Origin of the sequence: Pigmentiphaga sp., assembly GCF_033795525.1 — a bacterium.
GTDB lineage: Bacteria > Pseudomonadota > Gammaproteobacteria > Burkholderiales > Burkholderiaceae_B > Pigmentiphaga.
This window is the reverse complement of the sequence record NZ_JARYGM010000004.1, coordinates 119,256-135,673: the sequence shown is the minus strand read 5'-3', so window position 1 is coordinate 135,673 and position 16,418 is coordinate 119,256. Positions and strand designations below refer to the sequence as shown.

Sequence of the window (16,418 nt, the reverse complement as noted above, 5' to 3'; positions counted from 1 at the left end):
CGGCCTCAGGCGTAGTCGCTCGCTGGCGGGCAGGCGCACGCAAGATTGCGGTCACCATATAGATTGTCCACACGACCGACCGGCGGCCAATACTTGCGATCGCGCAGCCAGGGCAGCGGATAGGCGGCCCGCTCCCGAGAATAGGCGTGCGGCCAGCTTTCGGCCAGCAGCATCTCGGCCGTGTGCGGCGCATTCTTCAACAAATTGTCCAGGCGGTCCTGGGTGCCTGCCTCGACTTCGGCGATTTCCGCGCGAATGGCGATCATCGCCTCGATGAAGCGGTCGAGCTCGGCGCGGCTTTCCGATTCGGTGGGTTCCACCATCAGCGTGCCAGCCACCGGGAAACTCATGGTGGGCGCATGAAAGCCGTAATCGATGAGGCGCTTGGCCACGTCTTCGGCATCGATCCCGCAGCGCTGCTTGATAGGACGCAGGTCCAGTATGCACTCGTGCGCCACGTAGCCGCCGCGGCCGGTATAAAGAACCGGGTAATGGCTTGCCAGCCGGCGCGCCACATAATTGGCATTGAGGATGGCGACCTGGGTAGCACGGCGCAGTCCCTCCGCGCCCATCAGCGCCACATAAGCCGCCGGGATGGGCAATATGCCCGCCGAGCCCCAGGGCGCGGCGGCCACCGGTCCGCAGGGCGAGCCGGGCGCGAGCCGGCCATCCTCGCCCACTACGCCGGGCAGGTAGGGCGCGAGATGGCGCCGCACCGCGACCGGCCCGACCCCGGGCCCGCCGCCGCCATGCGGAATGCAGAAGGTCTTGTGCAGGTTCAGGTGCGACACGTCTGCGCCAATACGCCCGGGCTTGACCAGGCCGACCAGCGCATTCATGTTTGCGCCATCGAGGTACACCTGCCCGCCTGCGTCGTGGACGATGGCGCAGATCTGGCCGATGGCGTCCTCGAACACGCCATGGGTGGACGGATAGGTCACCATGAGCGCCGCCAGCCGCGGCCCGGCTTCCGCCGTCTTGCGGCGCAGATCCTCGAGGTCGACGTTGCCTTGGCGATCGCAGGCCACGACCACGACCCGCATGCCTGCCAACTGGGCCGAAGCGGGATTCGTGCCGTGGGCCGAAGCCGGAATCAGGCACACGTCGCGGGCCGCATCGCCGCGCGACGCATGGTAGGCCCGTATGGCCATCAACCCCGCATACTCGCCTTGGGCGCCGGAGTTGGGCTGGAAGCTGATCGCATCGTAGCCGGTGATTTCGCAGAGCGCCTGCGACAGCCGCGCGATGAGTTCGCGATAGCCGTCCGCCTGCCAGGCGGGAGCGTAAGGGTGCAGCGCCGAGAAATCCGGCCAGGTGATAGGCATCATCTCGGCCGTGGCGTTCAGCTTCATGGTGCACGACCCGAGGGGAATCATGGTCCGGTCGAGCGCCAGGTCCATGTCCGCAAGCTGCCGCAGCCACCGGAGCATGTCGGTCTCGGACCGGATCGAGCGGAACACCGGATGAGCCAGGATGGGCGTCTCGCGTACGAGGGCGGCCGGAATGGCGTCGGGCGCCGCCGCCGGCGATTCGGCGTCGAAGAGGGCACCCGGCTGGCCGCGGCCCTGGGCGAACACCGCCAGCAAGCGCTGCAGATCGTCGGCGCCCACGGTCTCGTCCAGCGACAAGGCCAAGTGCTGGTCGTCGAGCTTGCGCAAATTGATGGCGGCGGCCTGGGCCGCGTCCAGGATGGCGGCGGTATGGGCGCCGGTCCGGAGGTGCAGCGTATCGAAAAACGCTCCGTACTCGACCGGTATGCCGAGGCGGTCCAGCGCGCCACGCAACGCCACCGCCTGCCTGTGTACGCGGGTCGCTATCCGGCGCAGTCCTTCGGGCCCGTGCCAGACGGCATACATCGCCGCCATGACGGCCAGCAGCACTTGCGAGGTGCAGATATTGGAAGTGGCCTTTTCGCGCCGGATGTGCTGCTCGCGCGTCTGGAGCGCCAGCCGGAGCGCCGGCTTGCCGGCTGCATCGCGGGACACGCCCACCAGCCGGCCCGGCAAGTGGCGCTTCAACTCGTCGCGGCAGGCCATGAAGGCGGCATGCGGACCGCCGAATGCCGGCGGCACGCCAAAGCGCTGCGACGAGCCTACCGCGATGTCGGCCCCCCACTCCCCGGGCGGCCGCAGCAGCGCCAAGGCCAGCAAGTCGGTCGCGCACGCAACGACGGCGCCTGCCTCGCGAGCCTGCGCGGCCAGCTGGCCGTAATGGCGGATTTCGCCGGTCGTGCAGGGATACTGCAAAAGCAGGCCGAAGCAATCCGGGACACCGCAGGTTTCGTCGCCCACCACCACATCGATGCCCAGTACCGATGCCCGGGTGCGCAGCACTTCGACGGTCTGCGGATGGCAGCCGGACGACACGAAGAAGACCTGGCTCGCATTGGCGCTCGCGCGCCGTGCCATGGTCATGGCCTCGGCGGCGGCCGTCGCTTCATCCAGCAGCGAGGCATTGGCGATATCCAGCCCGGTCAGGTCGGACACCATCGTCTGGAATACCAGCAGCGCCTGCAACCGGCCCTGCGAGATCTCCGGCTGGTAAGGCGTATAGGCCGTATACCAGGCCGGATTCTCCAGAATGTTCCGCTGGATGACAGGCGGGGTATGGGTGCCGTAGTAGCCCTGGCCGATGTAGCTCCGGAACCGGTGGTTGCGGCGCGCCAGCGCTTCGAGCTCGGCCAGCACCTCTGCCTCGGTGCGGGGTCCGGGCAGTGCGAGCGGCGTGGACTCGAGGATGGTAGGCGGCACGACCTGGCGCACCAGGTCGTCGAGCGAGGCGGCGCCGAGCTCGGCCAGCATCCGGACGACGTCGGACTCGGCGGGGCCGATGTGCCGCCCGATGAATGCGTCGTCGTCTTCCAGCGCCTTGAGCATGGAGAGGCCGTTGGCGGCTGCGCGGGTCAATCGGCCTCGACGGACGCCTGGTAGCCCGCGGCGTCAAGCAGGCTCGCCGTGTCCGCCATATTGTCCGGCTTGAGCTTGAAGATCCAGGCTTGGTACGGCGTTTCGTTCAACAATTCGGGGCGGGAAGCCAGTTCCTCGTTGAAGGCCACGATTTCGCCCGCCACCGGCGCATAGATGTCTGAGGCAGCCTTGACCGACTCGACCACGCCGGCCGTCTCGCCTGCCTGGAGCCTGGCCCCGACCTTGACGTCGCCGACGTACACCAGGTCGCCCAGCTGGTCCTGGGCATGGTCGGTAATGCCCACCGTCAGCACGTCGCCTTCGGCGCGTATCCATTCGTGGGTCTTGGCGTACTTCAGTTCGGGAGGAAGATTCATGGATAGGGATCCTGGAAACGGAGTCTGGCTGGAATTGTATTGAACCTTGGGTCCCGGCCGGCGCCGGGCATGGAGGCCCTACGGACCCGCCCCTTCGAGGAGGCGGCCATGGCGCACGAAAGGCAGCCGGCACGCCACTGCAGGCAGGCGCCGGCCGCGGATCTCCACTTCGACCCGGTCTCCCGGCGCCACGCTTTCAGGCACGCGTGCGAAACCGATGGAAGTACCCACCGTCGGCGACATGGTGCCGCTGGTAATCATCCCCTGCCCCGCTCCGATGTGGACCGGCATATGCGCCCGCATCACCCCCCGGTCCAGTAGCCTCACGCCCAGCAACTGCCACTTCAGGCCGAACGCCAGTGCCGCGCGCCCGACGAAGTCGCGCTGCGGGTCGTGGTCCGAAACGGTCCAGGCCAGGCCGGCTTCGGCAGGCTGGGTCAGTTCGTCCATGTCCTGGCCGTACAAATTCAGCCCCGCCTCGATCCTGAGCGTATCGCGGGCCCCCAACCCGCAGGGCACGACCCCCGCTGCCAGCAGGTCCCGCCACAGAGGCGCGGCTTCGGCCGCGGGCAGCACGATCTCGACGCCATCCTCGCCCGTGTACCCGGTACGCGCGACCAGGGTGCCGGCCGTCGCCTCCGCGGCAAATGGCCGCAACGCCCGCGCCAACGCGCCGAGTCCGGGACGGGCCTGGGCCAGGCGTTCGCGGGCGCTCGGGCCCTGGACCGCGATCATGGCCAGCTCGCGCCGCGGCTCGATCACGACATCGTAGCCCCCGGCCTGCGCGACGCGCGCCATCCAGACCAGGTCCTTGTCTGCCGAGGCGGCGTTGACCACCAGCCGATAATGCTCGGGCGTGAGCAAATAGGCGATCAGGTCGTCCACTACGCCGCCCTGGGGATTGAGCATGCACGAGTACAACGCTTTGCCGGGCTCCGAAAGGCGCTCCACGTCATTGGCAAGCAGATACCGCAAGTAGGCACGCGCCTGGCTGCCCGTGACGTCCACGTTGAGCATGTGCGAGACGTCGAACATGCCGGCATCCCGGCGGACCGCATGATGCTCCTCGATCTGCGACCCGTAGGAAACCGGCAGCGACCAGCCGCCGAAGTCCACCATTCTGGCGGCCAGCGCCAAGTGCTCCGCAAAAAGCGGCGTTTGCCTGGGAACGGGCGTAGGACTCATGCGTGCTCCATGGCGGCGGACGGCTCAGCTCCGCACCGCGGTCCAGGCGGCCTGCGCACTGCCGGTGCGGGTTCCTTGCATGGTGTTGCCGTTGACCTTGCCCTGGTAGCGCACGCCTTTTGCGGTAAACGCGATCTCGTCGCCCCGGAGGCGGACGTCGGAGATGGGATCGGCGCCCAGCGTGCCTTCGACCTGCTGGTAGGTCTGCGTAAGCTTCAGGGCTTGGCCGTCCATGTTCCATGAGCCGGCGACCTTGGCGGGCACGATCCATAACAGTGCGGTGCACCAGCCCTGGCAATCGGTGGTGAGGGTCGCCTGTTCGTCAGGCTTCCAGTCGCCCATGGGGAACGTATTCGAGACGATGCGCGTACCCGGTTTGAGCTCGAGCAGGCGCGGCCGGAGTTTCTCGTTGATGGTGGGCAGCAGGAACAGCGTGATGACGGAGGCCTGCGACAGGTCCGTCTCGAACAGGTCCGCCCGGACGAAAGTGGCGCGCTCGGATACGCCCGCAGCGGCGGCATTGCGTCGCGCCAGCTCCACCATCTCGGGGTTGTACTCGATGCCATGCGCACGGATGCCGCGCCTGGCGGCCGTGATGACGGTGCGTCCGTCGCCCGACCCCAGGTCGATGAGGTGGTCGGCCGGCGTGACCTTGGCAAGCTCCAGCATCTTGTCCACCAGGACTTGCGGTGTGGGCACCCACACTACGTCCTTGCCCTGTTGGCCGACCTGGGGCACGTAGGAAGACGAAGACTGCTTGGTCGCCTCGGCACCGGCGGCCTGAGCAGCGGCGACGGCCGGAGCGCCCAGCGAAACGGCCAACGCCAGGGCCAGGCAGGCCGATCGCCCGGGCGGACGGCGCGGAGCCGGAGAACGGCTCGGGCGGCGGAAGACATTCGACTGCGACGAACTACCGAACAACACGCGCATCATGGGCTTTCCCCTTCGTGGACGAGTGGAGCGGAACGTGGGTGCGTCGGTTCGATTGTGCCTCAATGTTGCGACGAAATCAGCGTCCCGCCGCCAGCCCCCGGCCGGAGACGGAGTCGCCTGTCACGAATGCACGGCGAGGATCTTCCGGAACATCTCGACCAGCCTCGTCGCGGCGGGGGACAAGGCGTGCCCCGGCAATGTGACGATGGCCATATGGCGGACCAGCGTCGGCCTGACGATACGCAGCCTTTGCACCGCGGGGTCCAGCGGAGCGGGCAATGCCGTGGATGGCAGGATGGCAGCCCCCAATCCGGCCGTGGCCATGGATATCAGCGTTTGCGAGTGCATGAACTGGAACCGCGTCGTCAGTTGCAAGCCTTGCGCCCCCAGGGCCTGCTCGACGATGGTCCGCAAGGCGGTGCCCTGCTCCAGCACCAGCAGCGGCATGGCGGCCAGGGCCTTGAGCGAGATCGTCTTGCGGAGGTCGGGCAATAGCGCTCGCGGCACCAGCGCGACCAGCTCATCGCTCAGGAGCGGTTCGAAACGGAACTCGGGGGAATCGGTCGCCACGCTGATGCCGAGGTCCACCTCCCGTTTCCTGACGCTTTCGAACAGTGCCGCCGCGGTGAGTTCCCGCACGGACACCTGGATACCGGGATACCGGCGCTCGAAGGCCGCCAGCACCCGTCCGAGGTAGGCACCGGCGATAGTCGGCGCGCAGGCCAACGCGATGCGTCCGCGCTGGATGTCGGCCGCCTCCTGGATAGCGAGCAGCCCGCTCTCGACTTCCCCCAGGGCGCGCCGTACGCATTGCAGCAATTGCTCGCCTTCCCGGGTCAGCGTGACCTGCCGCGTGGTGCGATGGAACAACGGCAGACCCAGTTGTTCTTCGAGCTTGCGTATCTGGCTGCTGACCGCAGAGCCGGACCGGTGGGCGCGATCGGCTGCGGTGCGAAAGCTGCGGCTTTCCCCCACCAGCATGAAGGTATGAAGCAATTTCAGGTTGACCGCGGGAATGGAATCGCCTGCTCTTGCCATGGGAAGGGCCGAATATCCGACATCGTTCGATTGTACGGAAAAGCTTCTTAATCCTCATAACAATTGCGATTGTTGCTTGGACCGGCGGTTTCTACACTGCGCGGCAGGAAATCCGCACGATGCCCGTCCCGGGCACGATGCGCCCGCCGGAGCGTGTGTTTACCCGGCGCCCTCTGGAGACCAGCCATGCACCGTCCAAGCCCCCTGCGGTACCGCCTGTTCGCGGCGGCGGTTTTTGCCGCCACGCTCCTTCCTGCCGTGCCCGCCGGCGCGCAAGACACCTACCCCGCCAAACCCATCCGGATCATCGCGCCCTTCCCGCCCGGGAACTCGTCGGACGTGGCGGCCCGTTTCCTGGGCGAGCAACTGGCGGCGCGGCTCAAGCAACCGGTGGTCGTCGACAACCGGGTCGGTGCCGCGGGCCAGGTCGGCACGGCCTACGCCGCCAAAGCCGAGCCCGACGGCTACACCTTGTTGATGACCTCGACCTCCGCCACCATCAGTCCGGCCATCTATAAATCGATGCCCTACGACATCCTCGAGGACTTCACGCCCATCGTGCGGGTCGCGATCGCGCCCATGGTGCTGCTGGTGAAGGCCGACGCGCCGTACGCAAGCCTGGAGGACTTCGTGACCCAGCTGCGCCGCAATCCGGAGCGCTACACCTATGCCACGGCGGGCAGCGGCACCATCCAGCACCTTGCCATCGCAGCGTTCCTGTCCCGGCTCGGCACCGACGTGGTGGGAGTTCCCTACAAGGGCAGTCCCCAGGCGCTTACCGACCTGATCGGGGGCCAGGTCCAATTCATGTTCGACGCCGTGCTGTCGGGCCGGCCGCATGTGGAATCGGGCCGCCTCAAGCCGCTGGCGGTGGCCAGCCTCGCGCCCATCCCGCAGATGCCCGGCGTACCCGCGGCCGCCCAGTCGTCCATTCCGGAATTGAAGGACTTCGAGATCGAAGGATGGGTGGGCCTGCTCGGTCCCAAGGGCATGCCGCCCGACATCACCGAGCGCCTCAACCGCGAGATCGTCGCGGTGCTGACCTCGCCCGCCATGCAGGACAAGCTCGCCAAGGCCAACATCGCCGTCGCCCCGGCCAACTCGCCGCAGGATTTCGCCCGTTTCCTCAGGACGGACGCCAAGCGGTGGAAGGACATCGTCACCGCAGCCAGGATTCCCCAGGAGTAGGCATGACGACGCATGCGGACGATATCGAGCAGTTGTGCCGGCGCTTGCGCGAAGCGTCAGCCGCCGCGGCCTATGAAGCGATGGATCGCCGCGGCAACATGTCGACCTCGCTGCGGGCCCTGGTCGCCGACGCCCTGTGCGTGGGACCCGCCTACACCGTGCTGGCCCCGGCCGGGTGGGGCGACGAAATCATCCGCGCGATCGACGACGCCCCGGCCGGGTCCGTCATCGTGATCGACATCGGCCCGGAAGGCGAAGCATGCACCTGGGGCGGCACCGGCACCGTCGTCGCGCAGCGGCGCGGCATCGCCGGCGTGGTCAGCAACGGGCGGATACGCGACATTGCCGAAATACGCCGCGCCCGGTTCCCGGTATATGCCCGCGGCACCATCGTAAGCGGCTGGTCCCGCGGCCGCACCGGCAATGCCGGCGTACCGGTGTCGGTAGGTGGCCGGGTCGTCCATCCTGGCGACGTGATCTGCGCCGACGACGACGGCATCGTGGTCATTCCCCGCGACGAGGCGGCAGCCGTGGCGGTGCGCCTCCAATCGCGGCTGCATTTCGAAAAGAACGCGGCACGCATCGTCGGCCAGGGCGGCCGTTATGCCGATGTCGCGGCCGCCAAGCCCGCATGAACGGACGCCCGGCTCCCTTCCTGATCCATCCTCCAACCGCTTTCCCATCGCCTTGACCAGCATGCCACGCCCAGCTTCCTCCGTGCCGCAGACCGCCGCCGAGAAAATCCTTGCCCGCGCCTGCGGTCGCCCTTACGTGAGGCCAGGCGACATCGTGTCTCCCGAACCGGGGCTCGTCATCATTCATGACGGTTACGTGGAATCGGCCTACAACGAGCTGACCCAGCTGGGATACCGCCGTATCGCGCGGCCGGAGCGCGTGATGTTCGTGACCGACCACGAGGTCGCCTACGCCACGCCGGCCGGCGCCATGCGAGGCTCGCGCATCCGCAAGATTGCGCGCGAATGGGGCGTGGGCCGCTTTTTCGACGCGGGACGGGGCGGGCACGGACACATTTTCCCCATCGAGGCCGGCCTGGTGCGCCCTGGCATGTTCCTGTCGTGCTACGACATGCATTGCACGAATTTCGGGGCGGTCGGCGCGCTGGCTACCGCCCCGGGGCCCGAGATCGTCTCCGTACTGGCCACGGGGACAGTATGGGAACAAGTCCCCGCCACCATCAGGCTGGCGCTCCATGGCACGGCGGGGCCGGCCGTCACGGCGCGCGACGTGGGCTTCTACGTGACGACCCTGTTCGCCGCGGGCCGATTGCCGCCGTGCGATAACCGTATCGTCGAGTTCGCGGGGGACTATGTCGACACGCTTCCCCTGTCCGAGCGCGTCGCGTTGTGCAATTCGCTGACAGAGATCGGCGTCGCCAACGTATGGTTCACGCCCCCGGGCAGCTCGGGCCTGGGCGGCACTGTTTATGCCAGCGACCCGGATGCCAGCTACGAAGCCGAACTGGAGATAGACGTGGCGGCGATCGCGCCCCAGGTCGCGCTGCCCGGCGGGCCCCACCTGGGCGTGGACATCGGCCAGGTTGCCGGCAGGCACGTCGACCACGCCTATATCGGGTCCTGCGGATCGGGCATGTATGAGGATTTCGCCGGTGCGGCCCGCTTGCTGCGCGACCACCGGATCGCCAGCCACGTCCGCATGTTCGTGGTTCCCGGCACGGTCGAAACCTCGCTGCGGCTGGGGCGGGAAGGCCTGCTCGAAATATTCCAGCAGGCCGGTGCAATGGTGCTGCCGCCAGGCTGCGGTCCATGCGCAGGAGGGGTGATGGGTCCGCTGGCCGACGGCGAAACCTCCATCTCGACCGCGGCGACCAATCATGCCGGGCGCTTTGGTTCCAAGCAAGCGCAGGCCTATCTAGGCAGCCCGCTGACCGTCGCCGCATCGGCCATCGCCGGCCATATCGCCGACCCCCGCGCGTGGCTGGCATCATGAGGACCTCCCCCGTGGCAACGACACTGCGACGCTCCGGACAATGCCATGTATTCGGCGACCACATTCCGCTGGACGACGGACTGATTCCTTTCGAGATGGCCATCCGGCGGATCGACGACCCGGCCCTGCTCTGCCCGGAATTGCTCAAGCTGGTGGATCCCGGGTTCCCCGCGCGCGTGCAGCCCGGCGACATCGTGATCGCGGGCGCCGATTTCGGTTGCGGCAAGCCGCATTTCCAGGGATTCATCGCCATGGCGTCGCTGGGGCTGGCTGTCGTGTGCGTCTCCATGCCTTACAAGGCCCTGCGCGGCGCCATCTCCAAAGGCGTCCCCGTCTTGACGGGCCTGCCCGCAGACCCCGGTGCATTCGCGACTGGCGACCGCATCGAGGTGGATTTTTCGTCGGGCACGGTGGCCAATCTCGACACCGGGCATAGGGTAGAAGTCCCGCCCCTGTCGCCGCTGCTGGCCGACGTCGTGACGCAGGGCGGCACGCGCGGCATGCTGGCCGCATGGCTGGACGCGCACCCCGGCATGCGCGAGCCGGCCGCGACCGCGCCGGTGGAGCCGCCCGCGGGGTCGGTCTAGCGCCGGCCGACCGCCAGTCAGACCGCCTGGCCGCAGGCCACGCCGGACGCCCAGGCCCACTGGAAGTTATAGCCGCCCAGCCAACCGGTGACGTCCACCACTTCGCCGATGAAATGCAGTCCAGGCACGGCCTTGGCCTCCATGGTCTGCTGGTCGAGTTCGCGCGTATCCACGCCCCCGCGCATGACTTCGGCCTTTTTGTATCCTTCGGTGCCGGCCGGCACCACGGTCCAGCGCTTCATGCCCTCGGCCACCTGCCGCAAGACACGGTCGGGCAGGTCGGCAATGCGCTGGCTGCCTAGGCCCGGATGGGCGGCCTCCAGCCACAGCTCGGCCAGCCTGCGCGGCACCATGCCGGCCAGGACGGTGACCATCTGCTGCTTGCTGCCCGCCTTGGCGGCGAGCAGGTCGGCGGCAAGATCCACGCCCGGAGCCAGGTCGATGACGATGGGATTCCCCGGCTCCCAATAGCTCGAGATCTGCAGCACCGCCGGGCCGGACAATCCCCGATGCGTAAAGAGCAAGTCCTCCCGGAACGAGGGCGCCCGTTTGCCCGAACCCGTGCGGATATCGACCTCGAGCGCAACGCCCGCCAGCGGCACGAAGGGCTTCCATGCCGCCGCATCGAAGGTCAGCGGCACCAGCGCCGGGCGCGGCTCCACGATCTTCAGGCCGAACCGGCGCGCCATGCGCAGGCCGAAGTCCGTGGCGCCGATCTGCGGAATGGGCAGGCCGCCCGTGGCGATCACGACGTGCGCCGCGGTCACGCTCCCCGCCGAGGTATCCAAGGTATAGCCTTCCGCCTCGCGCCGGATGGCCTCGACCGCGCAGGGCATGCGCCAGGCCACGCCGCCGGCGTCGCACTCGGCGCGCAGCATGCGGATGATGTCGTCGCTGGATCCGTCGCAGAACAACTGGCCGCGGTGCTTCTCGTGCCACGCAATGCGGTGGCGGGCCAGCAGGGCCAGGAAATCTCGAGGCGTGTAGCGCGATAGCGCCGAGCGGCAGAAATTGGGATTCGCAGAAATGAAATTGGCCGGGCCGGCATCGCGGTTGGTGAAGTTGCATCGGCCCCCGCCGGAAATGCGGATCTTCTCGGCCAGCTTGCTGGCGTGGTCGATCAGCACCACGCGGCGGCCGCGCTGGCCGGCGACCGCCGCGCACATCATCCCGGCGGCGCCCGCTCCGATCACCGCCACGTCGAAGGCCGCGCCACGCGGCCCGCCATGCGCCATCAAGCGTCCTTCACGCAATCCACGTAGTGGCGCCGGTCGCCGTTGGGCAGCACTTCCTCCACCAACCCGTGGATGTCTGTACCGAACCCCGGGAACTGGGTATTGAACTTGCGCGCGAACTGCAGGTACTTGACGATGGTCTTGTTGAAGCGCTCGCCCGGTATCAGCAGCGGAATGCCGGGCGGATACGGCGTCAGCAGCACGCTGGTCACGCGGCCTTCGAGGTCGTCGATATCGACACGCTCGATTTCGCGGTGCGCCATCCTGGCGAAGGCGTCCGACGGCTTCATCGCGGGAACCATGTCGCTCAGGTACATCTCGGTGGTCAGACGCGCCACGTCGTGGGCGCGGTACATGTCGTGGATACGCGTGCAAAGGTCGCGCAACCCCACCTGCTCGTATTGCGGGTAATCGTGGCAGAACTCGGGCAGGATGCGCCACATCGGCTGGTTCTTGTCGTAATCGTCCTTGAACTGCTGCAGCGCGGTCAGCAAGGTGTTCCACCGGCCCTTGGTAATGCCGATGGTGAACATGATGAAGAACGAATACAGGCCGGTCTTCTCGACGATCACGCCATGCTCGGCCAGGAACTTGGTCACGATGGACGCCGGGATGCCCGTCTGGCCGAACGTGCCCGAGACATCCAGGCCCGGCGTCACGATGGTCGCCTTGATCGGGTCCAGCATGTTGAAACCCGGTGCCAGGTCGCCGAAACCGTGCCAGTCCGCGCCGGTTTCCAGGACCCAATCGTCCCGCTCGCCAATGCCGTCGGCCACCAGGTCGTCGGGCCCCCACACCTTGAACCACCAGTCGCTGGCGCCGAACTCGGCCTCCACCTTGCGCATCGCGCGGCGGAAATCGAGCGCCTCGAGAATGCTTTCCTCGACCAGGGCCGTGCCCCCGGGCGGTTCCATCATGGCCGCCGCCACGTCGCACGAAGCAATGATCGCGTACTGTGGCGAGGTCGAGGTATGCATCAGGTAGGCCTCGTTGAACACGTGCCGGTCCAGGGTCCGTGTCTCGGACTCCTGCACGATGATCTGCGAAGCCTGGGAAATGCCTGCCAGCAGTTTGTGCGTGGAGTGGGTGGCATACACCACCGCATCGGTGCTGCGCGGTCGGTCCTTGCCGATGGCGTGCATGTTCCGGTAGAAGTCGTGGAACGCCGCATGGGGCAGCCAGGCCTCGTCGAAGTGCAGCGTATCGATGCTGCTGCCCAGCAGTTCCTTGATCATCTCGACGTTATAGACCACGCCATCGTAGGTGCTCTGGGTGATGGTCAGGATGCGCGGCTTCCGCCCGGCCTTGTCCTTGGCAAAAGGGTTGGCCTGGATCTTCTTCTGGATGTTCTCGGGATGGAACTCCTCCAGCGGGATCGGTCCGATAATGCCCAGGTGGTTGCGCGTAGGCCGCAGGAACACCGGCACCGCACCGGTCATGATGATGGCGTGCAGGATGGACTTGTGGCAGTTGCGGTCCACCACCACCACGTCGCCGGGGGCCACGTTGGCATGCCAGACGATCTTGTTGGACGTGGACGTGCCGTTGGTCACGAAGAAACAATGGTCGGCATTGAAGATCCGCGCCGCATTGCGCTCGGACGCCGCCACCGGCCCGGTGTGGTCCAGGAGTTGCCCCAGCTCGTCGACCGCGTTGCAGACGTCCGCGCGCAGCATGTTCTCGCCGAAGAACTGGTGGAACATCTGGCCTACCGGGCTTTTCAGGAATGCAACCCCGCCCGAGTGGCCCGGGCAGTGCCACGAATAGGAACCGTCCTGCGCGTACTTGACCAGTTCTCGGAAGAACGGCGGCGGCAGCGATTCGAGATAGCTCTTGGCTTCGCGGATGATGTGCCGCGCGACGAACTCCGGCGTGTCCTCGAACATGTGGATGAAGCCGTGCAGCTCGCGCAGGATGTCGTTCGGGATATGCCGCGAGGTGCGCGTCTCGCCATACAGGTAGATCGGGATTTCGGCGTTCCTGAACCGCAGCTCGCCGATGAACGCCCGCAGCTTGCTGACCGCATTGGCCACGTCGTCGGGCATGCCCTCTCCGAACTCCTCGTCGTCGATGGACAGGATGAAAGCGCTGGCGCGGCTTTGCTGCTGGGCGAACGAGGACAGGTCGCCATAGCTGGTTACGCCGAGCACTTCCATGCCCTCGGCCTCGATGGCGGCGGCGAGTGCACGTACGCCGAGGCCGGAGGCGTTCTCGGAGCGAAAGTCTTCGTCAATGATGACGATAGGGAATCGGAATTTCATCATAGGGCCTCGGTACCCTGGATCGGGGCGAAGGGAGAGCGGGTCGTCGGTGTTCGCGCCTTGCGCGGTCAGGTGCGCGGCAGGGTCACGCCCTGCTGGCCCTGGTACTTGCCGCCGCGGTCTTTGTACGAGGTTTCGCAGACCTCGTCGCTTTCCAGGAACAGCATCTGGGCACAGCCTTCGCCCGCATAGATCTTGGCCGGCAGCGGCGTCGTATTGGAAAACTCCAGCGTCACGTGGCCCTCCCATTCGGGTTCCAGCGGCGTGACATTGACGATAATGCCGCAACGGGCGTACGTGCTCTTGCCCAGGCAGATGGTCAGCACGCTGCGCGGGATGCGGAAATACTCGACCGTGCGCGCCAGGGCGAACGAGTTAGGGGGAATGATACAGACGTCCCCCTTGAAATCGACGAAAGATTTCTCGTCGAAGGCCTTGGGATCGACGATGGTCGAGTTGATGTTGGTGAAGATCTTGAACTCGTCCGCACAACGCACGTCGTAGCCGTAGCTGCTCGTGCCATAGCTGACGATGCGCTTGCCGTCGACCGACCGCACCTGGCCGGGCTCGAATGGCTCGATCATGCCTTCGGCCGCCACGCGGCGGATCCAGCGGTCGCTTTTGATACTCATGGACGGGGCCTCGTCGGAATGACGAATGGAATAAACCCGGCGATTGTAGCGTCTGTCCGGCTGCTCCACGGCGCGTCATGGGCGCCCCGGCGCCATCTTGGCCATGGTCCACTTCCGTTCGTAGTCCATATGCGCAAAATGGCAGGTGAGGAAATCGATGAACGCGCGGGTCTTGGCGGGAAGGTATTTGCGGCTCTGATAGGCAATATTGATGGACAGCCGGGGCAGGTCCCAGTCTTCAAGCAGCGGAACCAGCCGGCCAGCGGCCACGTCGTCATAAATACTGTAGAGGGACTGGACCAGGATACCCTGGCCATCGAGCGCCGCCGCGCGCAGCAGGGCCGCATCATTGGCCTCCAAGCTCGGACGGAGCTTGATCCGCCGGGTCACCGCGCCGCGGGACAGGTGCAGCACATAGGGATGTAGTGCGTAGCTGTAGACCAGGAACCGGTGGGAGGCCAGGTCGTCGATGCCGGGCGGCCCTCCCCGCTTGCGCAAATACGAAGGTGCCGCCGCGAGGATACGGCGCGTCTGCGCCAGCGGACGCACCGTCATGCCGGAATCGGCCTCGTATTCACGCGTACGGATGGCCACATCGATACCAGCGTCGATCAAGTCCAGATAACGGTTGGCCGCGATGAGCTGGACATCGATGTCGGGATACACCGCGGCAAAGGACGACAACAGCGGCACCAGCTGCGTCATGCAGAACGACAGAGAGCTGGTTACCCGCAGCGTCCCCGACGGGCGGGACGAGACGGCGTTCACCGCGTCCTCGGCTTCGCGCATCTCGGCCAGGATGGCCTTGCTGCGCTGATAGAAGGCCTCCCCCACTTCGGTCAACACGAAACGCCGGGAGCTCCGGTCGATCAAGCGCGCGTTCAAGCGATGCTCGAGCGCGGCAAGCTTGCGGCTCGCCGTCGCGTTCGATATCGAAAGGCATTCGGCCGCGCGGCTCAGGCTGCCGTGCTCGACCGCCTGTACGAAGAGCTCCACTTCGGCCCAGCGATCCATGGGTGTCCCTTGTTTGCATTTTTTGAAATCTTAGTTTCCCTGCATCGGCCTTCATTTCCATTTTATGAATCATTACAGTGAGCCGGCCCGCCATACAAAGACTCACACGGAGGAGACCACCCATGAACCGACTTCATGTCGCTGGCGCCTGTCTGGCGGCTACCGCTACCCTGGCGACCCCGACCCACGCCGATGACTACCCCAGCAAACCGATCCGATTGGTGGTTCCATTTGCGCCTGGCGGCGGTACGGACATCGCCGCCCGCATCGTCGCCGAGAAACTACAGGCGAAATGGGGGCAGGCCGTGATCGTCGACAACCGCCCAGGTGCCGGCGGCAACGTCGGCGCCGACCTGGTATACCGCGCGGCGCCGGACGGCTATACCCTGCTGCTCACGCCGCCGCCCCCGCTGGTCATCAACGAAAGCCTCTATTCGACGCTTAGCTTCAAGCCCGAACGATTCACGCCGGTATCACTGATTTCGGCCAGTCCCAACATTCTGGTGGTACATCCATCGGTCCCGGCCAAGACGGTACGGGAACTGATCGACTACGCCAGAAAGCACCCGGACCGCCTCGACTACGCTTCGCAGGGCAACGGCACCACCTCCCACCTCACCGCAGAAATGCTGAAATCCATGGCCGGCGTCTCGCTGACGCACGTGCCGTACAAAGGCAGCGGCCCCGCGCTGGCCGATCTAATGGGCGGCCAGGTGGACCTCATGTTCGCCGAGATCAGCGCCGCGGTGAACCTGGTGCGCACCGGCAAGCTGCGCGCGCTGGCGGTGGCCAGCACCCAGCGCAATGCATCTCTGCCGGATACTCCCGTGATGCAGGACACGCTGCCCGGTTTCGTCTCGACCACCTCGTCCAGTCTGGTCGCGCCCCCTGGCACGCCGCCGGCCATCGTCGACCGGCTATCGGCCGCAGTGGCCGAAGCCATGCGCGACCCGGCGGTCATCGACCGGTTGACCCAGCTATGCGCCGAGCCGCTGGGTACCACCCCGGCAGAGCATGCCCGATACCTGGGCGAAGAACGGAAACGCTGGGCGGAGGTAATCCGGGCCGCCGGCATCCAGCTCGATTGACGCTTC

General features: G+C 66.6%; 14 protein-coding genes. 5 read left to right on the top strand and 9 right to left on the bottom strand.

Features of this window, described 5'->3' with window-relative positions:
* Window positions 1–5 precede the first annotated feature (5 nt).
* The 5 genes from gcvP to QHC78_RS12910 all read right to left on the bottom strand — a co-directional run bounded on the left by gcvP (window position 6) and on the right by QHC78_RS12910 (window position 6,439).
* Window positions 6–2,876, bottom strand: a complete 2,871-nt coding sequence (gcvP, locus tag QHC78_RS12930) for an aminomethyl-transferring glycine dehydrogenase (RefSeq protein WP_319745623.1) — start codon at window positions 2,874–2,876, stop codon at window positions 6–8.
* A 26-nt stretch (window positions 2,877–2,902) separates the two neighbouring features.
* Window positions 2,903–3,283 (bottom strand): glycine cleavage system protein GcvH, encoded by a 381-nt coding sequence (gene gcvH / locus QHC78_RS12925; protein ID WP_319745134.1) that lies wholly within the window; start codon window positions 3,281–3,283, stop codon window positions 2,903–2,905.
* Between the two features lie 78 nt (window positions 3,284–3,361).
* Window positions 3,362–4,468: a glycine cleavage system aminomethyltransferase GcvT gene (gcvT, locus tag QHC78_RS12920; protein WP_319745133.1), complete on the bottom strand. Its 1,107-nt coding sequence runs from the start codon at window positions 4,466–4,468 to the stop codon at window positions 3,362–3,364.
* Between the two features lie 24 nt (window positions 4,469–4,492).
* Entirely contained in the window at window positions 4,493–5,401 is a 909-nt protein-coding gene (locus QHC78_RS12915) for an SAM-dependent methyltransferase (protein WP_319745131.1), read from the bottom strand.
* Window positions 5,402–5,521: 120 nt separating this feature from the next.
* On the bottom strand, window positions 5,522–6,439 hold the full coding sequence (locus tag QHC78_RS12910; protein ID WP_319745130.1) for a LysR family transcriptional regulator: 918 nt from the start codon (window positions 6,437–6,439) through the stop codon (window positions 5,522–5,524).
* Window positions 6,440–6,625: 186 nt separating this feature from the next.
* Here QHC78_RS12910 and QHC78_RS12905 point away from each other — a divergent pair, with 186 nt between their 5' ends.
* The 4 genes from QHC78_RS12905 (at window position 6,626) to QHC78_RS12890 (ending at window position 10,182) form a co-directional block, all read left to right on the top strand.
* Window positions 6,626–7,627: a Bug family tripartite tricarboxylate transporter substrate binding protein gene (locus tag QHC78_RS12905; RefSeq protein WP_319745128.1), complete on the top strand. Its 1,002-nt coding sequence runs from the start codon at window positions 6,626–6,628 to the stop codon at window positions 7,625–7,627.
* 2 nt (window positions 7,628–7,629) lie between these two features.
* Window positions 7,630–8,262, top strand: coding sequence for an RraA family protein (locus QHC78_RS12900; RefSeq protein WP_319745126.1), 633 nt, complete (start codon window positions 7,630–7,632; stop codon window positions 8,260–8,262).
* A 154-nt stretch (window positions 8,263–8,416) separates the two neighbouring features.
* Complete coding sequence (locus tag QHC78_RS12895; protein ID WP_319745124.1) at window positions 8,417–9,595, top strand: 3-isopropylmalate dehydratase large subunit; 1,179 nt, start codon at window positions 8,417–8,419, stop codon at window positions 9,593–9,595.
* Window positions 9,592–10,182, top strand: a complete 591-nt coding sequence (locus tag QHC78_RS12890; RefSeq protein WP_319745123.1) for a 3-isopropylmalate dehydratase small subunit — start codon at window positions 9,592–9,594, stop codon at window positions 10,180–10,182. Before QHC78_RS12895 ends, QHC78_RS12890 begins: the two co-directional genes overlap by 4 nt.
* 17 nt (window positions 10,183–10,199) lie before the next feature.
* Here the strand turns inward: QHC78_RS12890 and QHC78_RS12885 are convergent, their stop codons facing one another.
* The 4 genes from QHC78_RS12885 to QHC78_RS12870 form a co-directional block, all read right to left on the bottom strand.
* Window positions 10,200–11,417 (bottom strand): BaiN/RdsA family NAD(P)/FAD-dependent oxidoreductase, encoded by a 1,218-nt coding sequence (locus QHC78_RS12885; protein WP_319745121.1) that lies wholly within the window; start codon window positions 11,415–11,417, stop codon window positions 10,200–10,202.
* Window positions 11,417–13,678, bottom strand: coding sequence for an arginine/lysine/ornithine decarboxylase (locus QHC78_RS12880; protein WP_319745621.1), 2,262 nt, complete (start codon window positions 13,676–13,678; stop codon window positions 11,417–11,419). Before QHC78_RS12880 ends, QHC78_RS12885 begins: the two co-directional genes overlap by 1 nt.
* A 68-nt stretch (window positions 13,679–13,746) precedes the next feature.
* Window positions 13,747–14,310, bottom strand: coding sequence for a dCTP deaminase (gene dcd / locus QHC78_RS12875; RefSeq protein WP_319745119.1), 564 nt, complete (start codon window positions 14,308–14,310; stop codon window positions 13,747–13,749).
* A 75-nt stretch (window positions 14,311–14,385) separates the two neighbouring features.
* On the bottom strand, window positions 14,386–15,324 hold the full coding sequence (locus QHC78_RS12870; protein WP_319745117.1) for a LysR family transcriptional regulator: 939 nt from the start codon (window positions 15,322–15,324) through the stop codon (window positions 14,386–14,388).
* Between the two features lie 122 nt (window positions 15,325–15,446).
* On the opposite strand from QHC78_RS12870, the gene QHC78_RS12865 reads away from it, so the two are divergent.
* Window positions 15,447–16,412, top strand: coding sequence for a Bug family tripartite tricarboxylate transporter substrate binding protein (locus QHC78_RS12865; protein WP_319745115.1), 966 nt, complete (start codon window positions 15,447–15,449; stop codon window positions 16,410–16,412).
* Window positions 16,413–16,418: the final 6 nt, after the last annotated feature.

Bases quoted from the DNA above. Each gene is read 5' to 3' on its own strand.
- gcvP (WP_319745623.1), bottom strand. From the start codon at position 2,876: ATGCTCAAGGCGCTGGAAGACGACGACGCATTCATCGGGCGGCACATC.
- gcvH (WP_319745134.1), bottom strand. From the start codon at position 3,283: ATGAATCTTCCTCCCGAACTGAAGTACGCCAAGACCCACGAATGGATA.
- gcvT (WP_319745133.1), bottom strand. From the start codon at position 4,468: ATGAGTCCTACGCCCGTTCCCAGGCAAACGCCGCTTTTTGCGGAGCAC.
- QHC78_RS12915 (WP_319745131.1), bottom strand. From the start codon at position 5,401: ATGATGCGCGTGTTGTTCGGTAGTTCGTCGCAGTCGAATGTCTTCCGC.
- QHC78_RS12910 (WP_319745130.1), bottom strand. From the start codon at position 6,439: ATGGCAAGAGCAGGCGATTCCATTCCCGCGGTCAACCTGAAATTGCTT.
- QHC78_RS12905 (WP_319745128.1), top strand. From the start codon at position 6,626: ATGCACCGTCCAAGCCCCCTGCGGTACCGCCTGTTCGCGGCGGCGGTT.
- QHC78_RS12900 (WP_319745126.1), top strand. From the start codon at position 7,630: ATGACGACGCATGCGGACGATATCGAGCAGTTGTGCCGGCGCTTGCGC.
- QHC78_RS12890 (WP_319745123.1), top strand. From the start codon at position 9,592: ATGAGGACCTCCCCCGTGGCAACGACACTGCGACGCTCCGGACAATGC.
- QHC78_RS12885 (WP_319745121.1), bottom strand. From the start codon at position 11,417: ATGGCGCATGGCGGGCCGCGTGGCGCGGCCTTCGACGTGGCGGTGATC.
- QHC78_RS12880 (WP_319745621.1), bottom strand. From the start codon at position 13,678: ATGAAATTCCGATTCCCTATCGTCATCATTGACGAAGACTTTCGCTCC.
- dcd (WP_319745119.1), bottom strand. From the start codon at position 14,310: ATGAGTATCAAAAGCGACCGCTGGATCCGCCGCGTGGCGGCCGAAGGC.
- QHC78_RS12870 (WP_319745117.1), bottom strand. From the start codon at position 15,324: ATGGATCGCTGGGCCGAAGTGGAGCTCTTCGTACAGGCGGTCGAGCAC.
- QHC78_RS12865 (WP_319745115.1), top strand. From the start codon at position 15,447: ATGAACCGACTTCATGTCGCTGGCGCCTGTCTGGCGGCTACCGCTACC.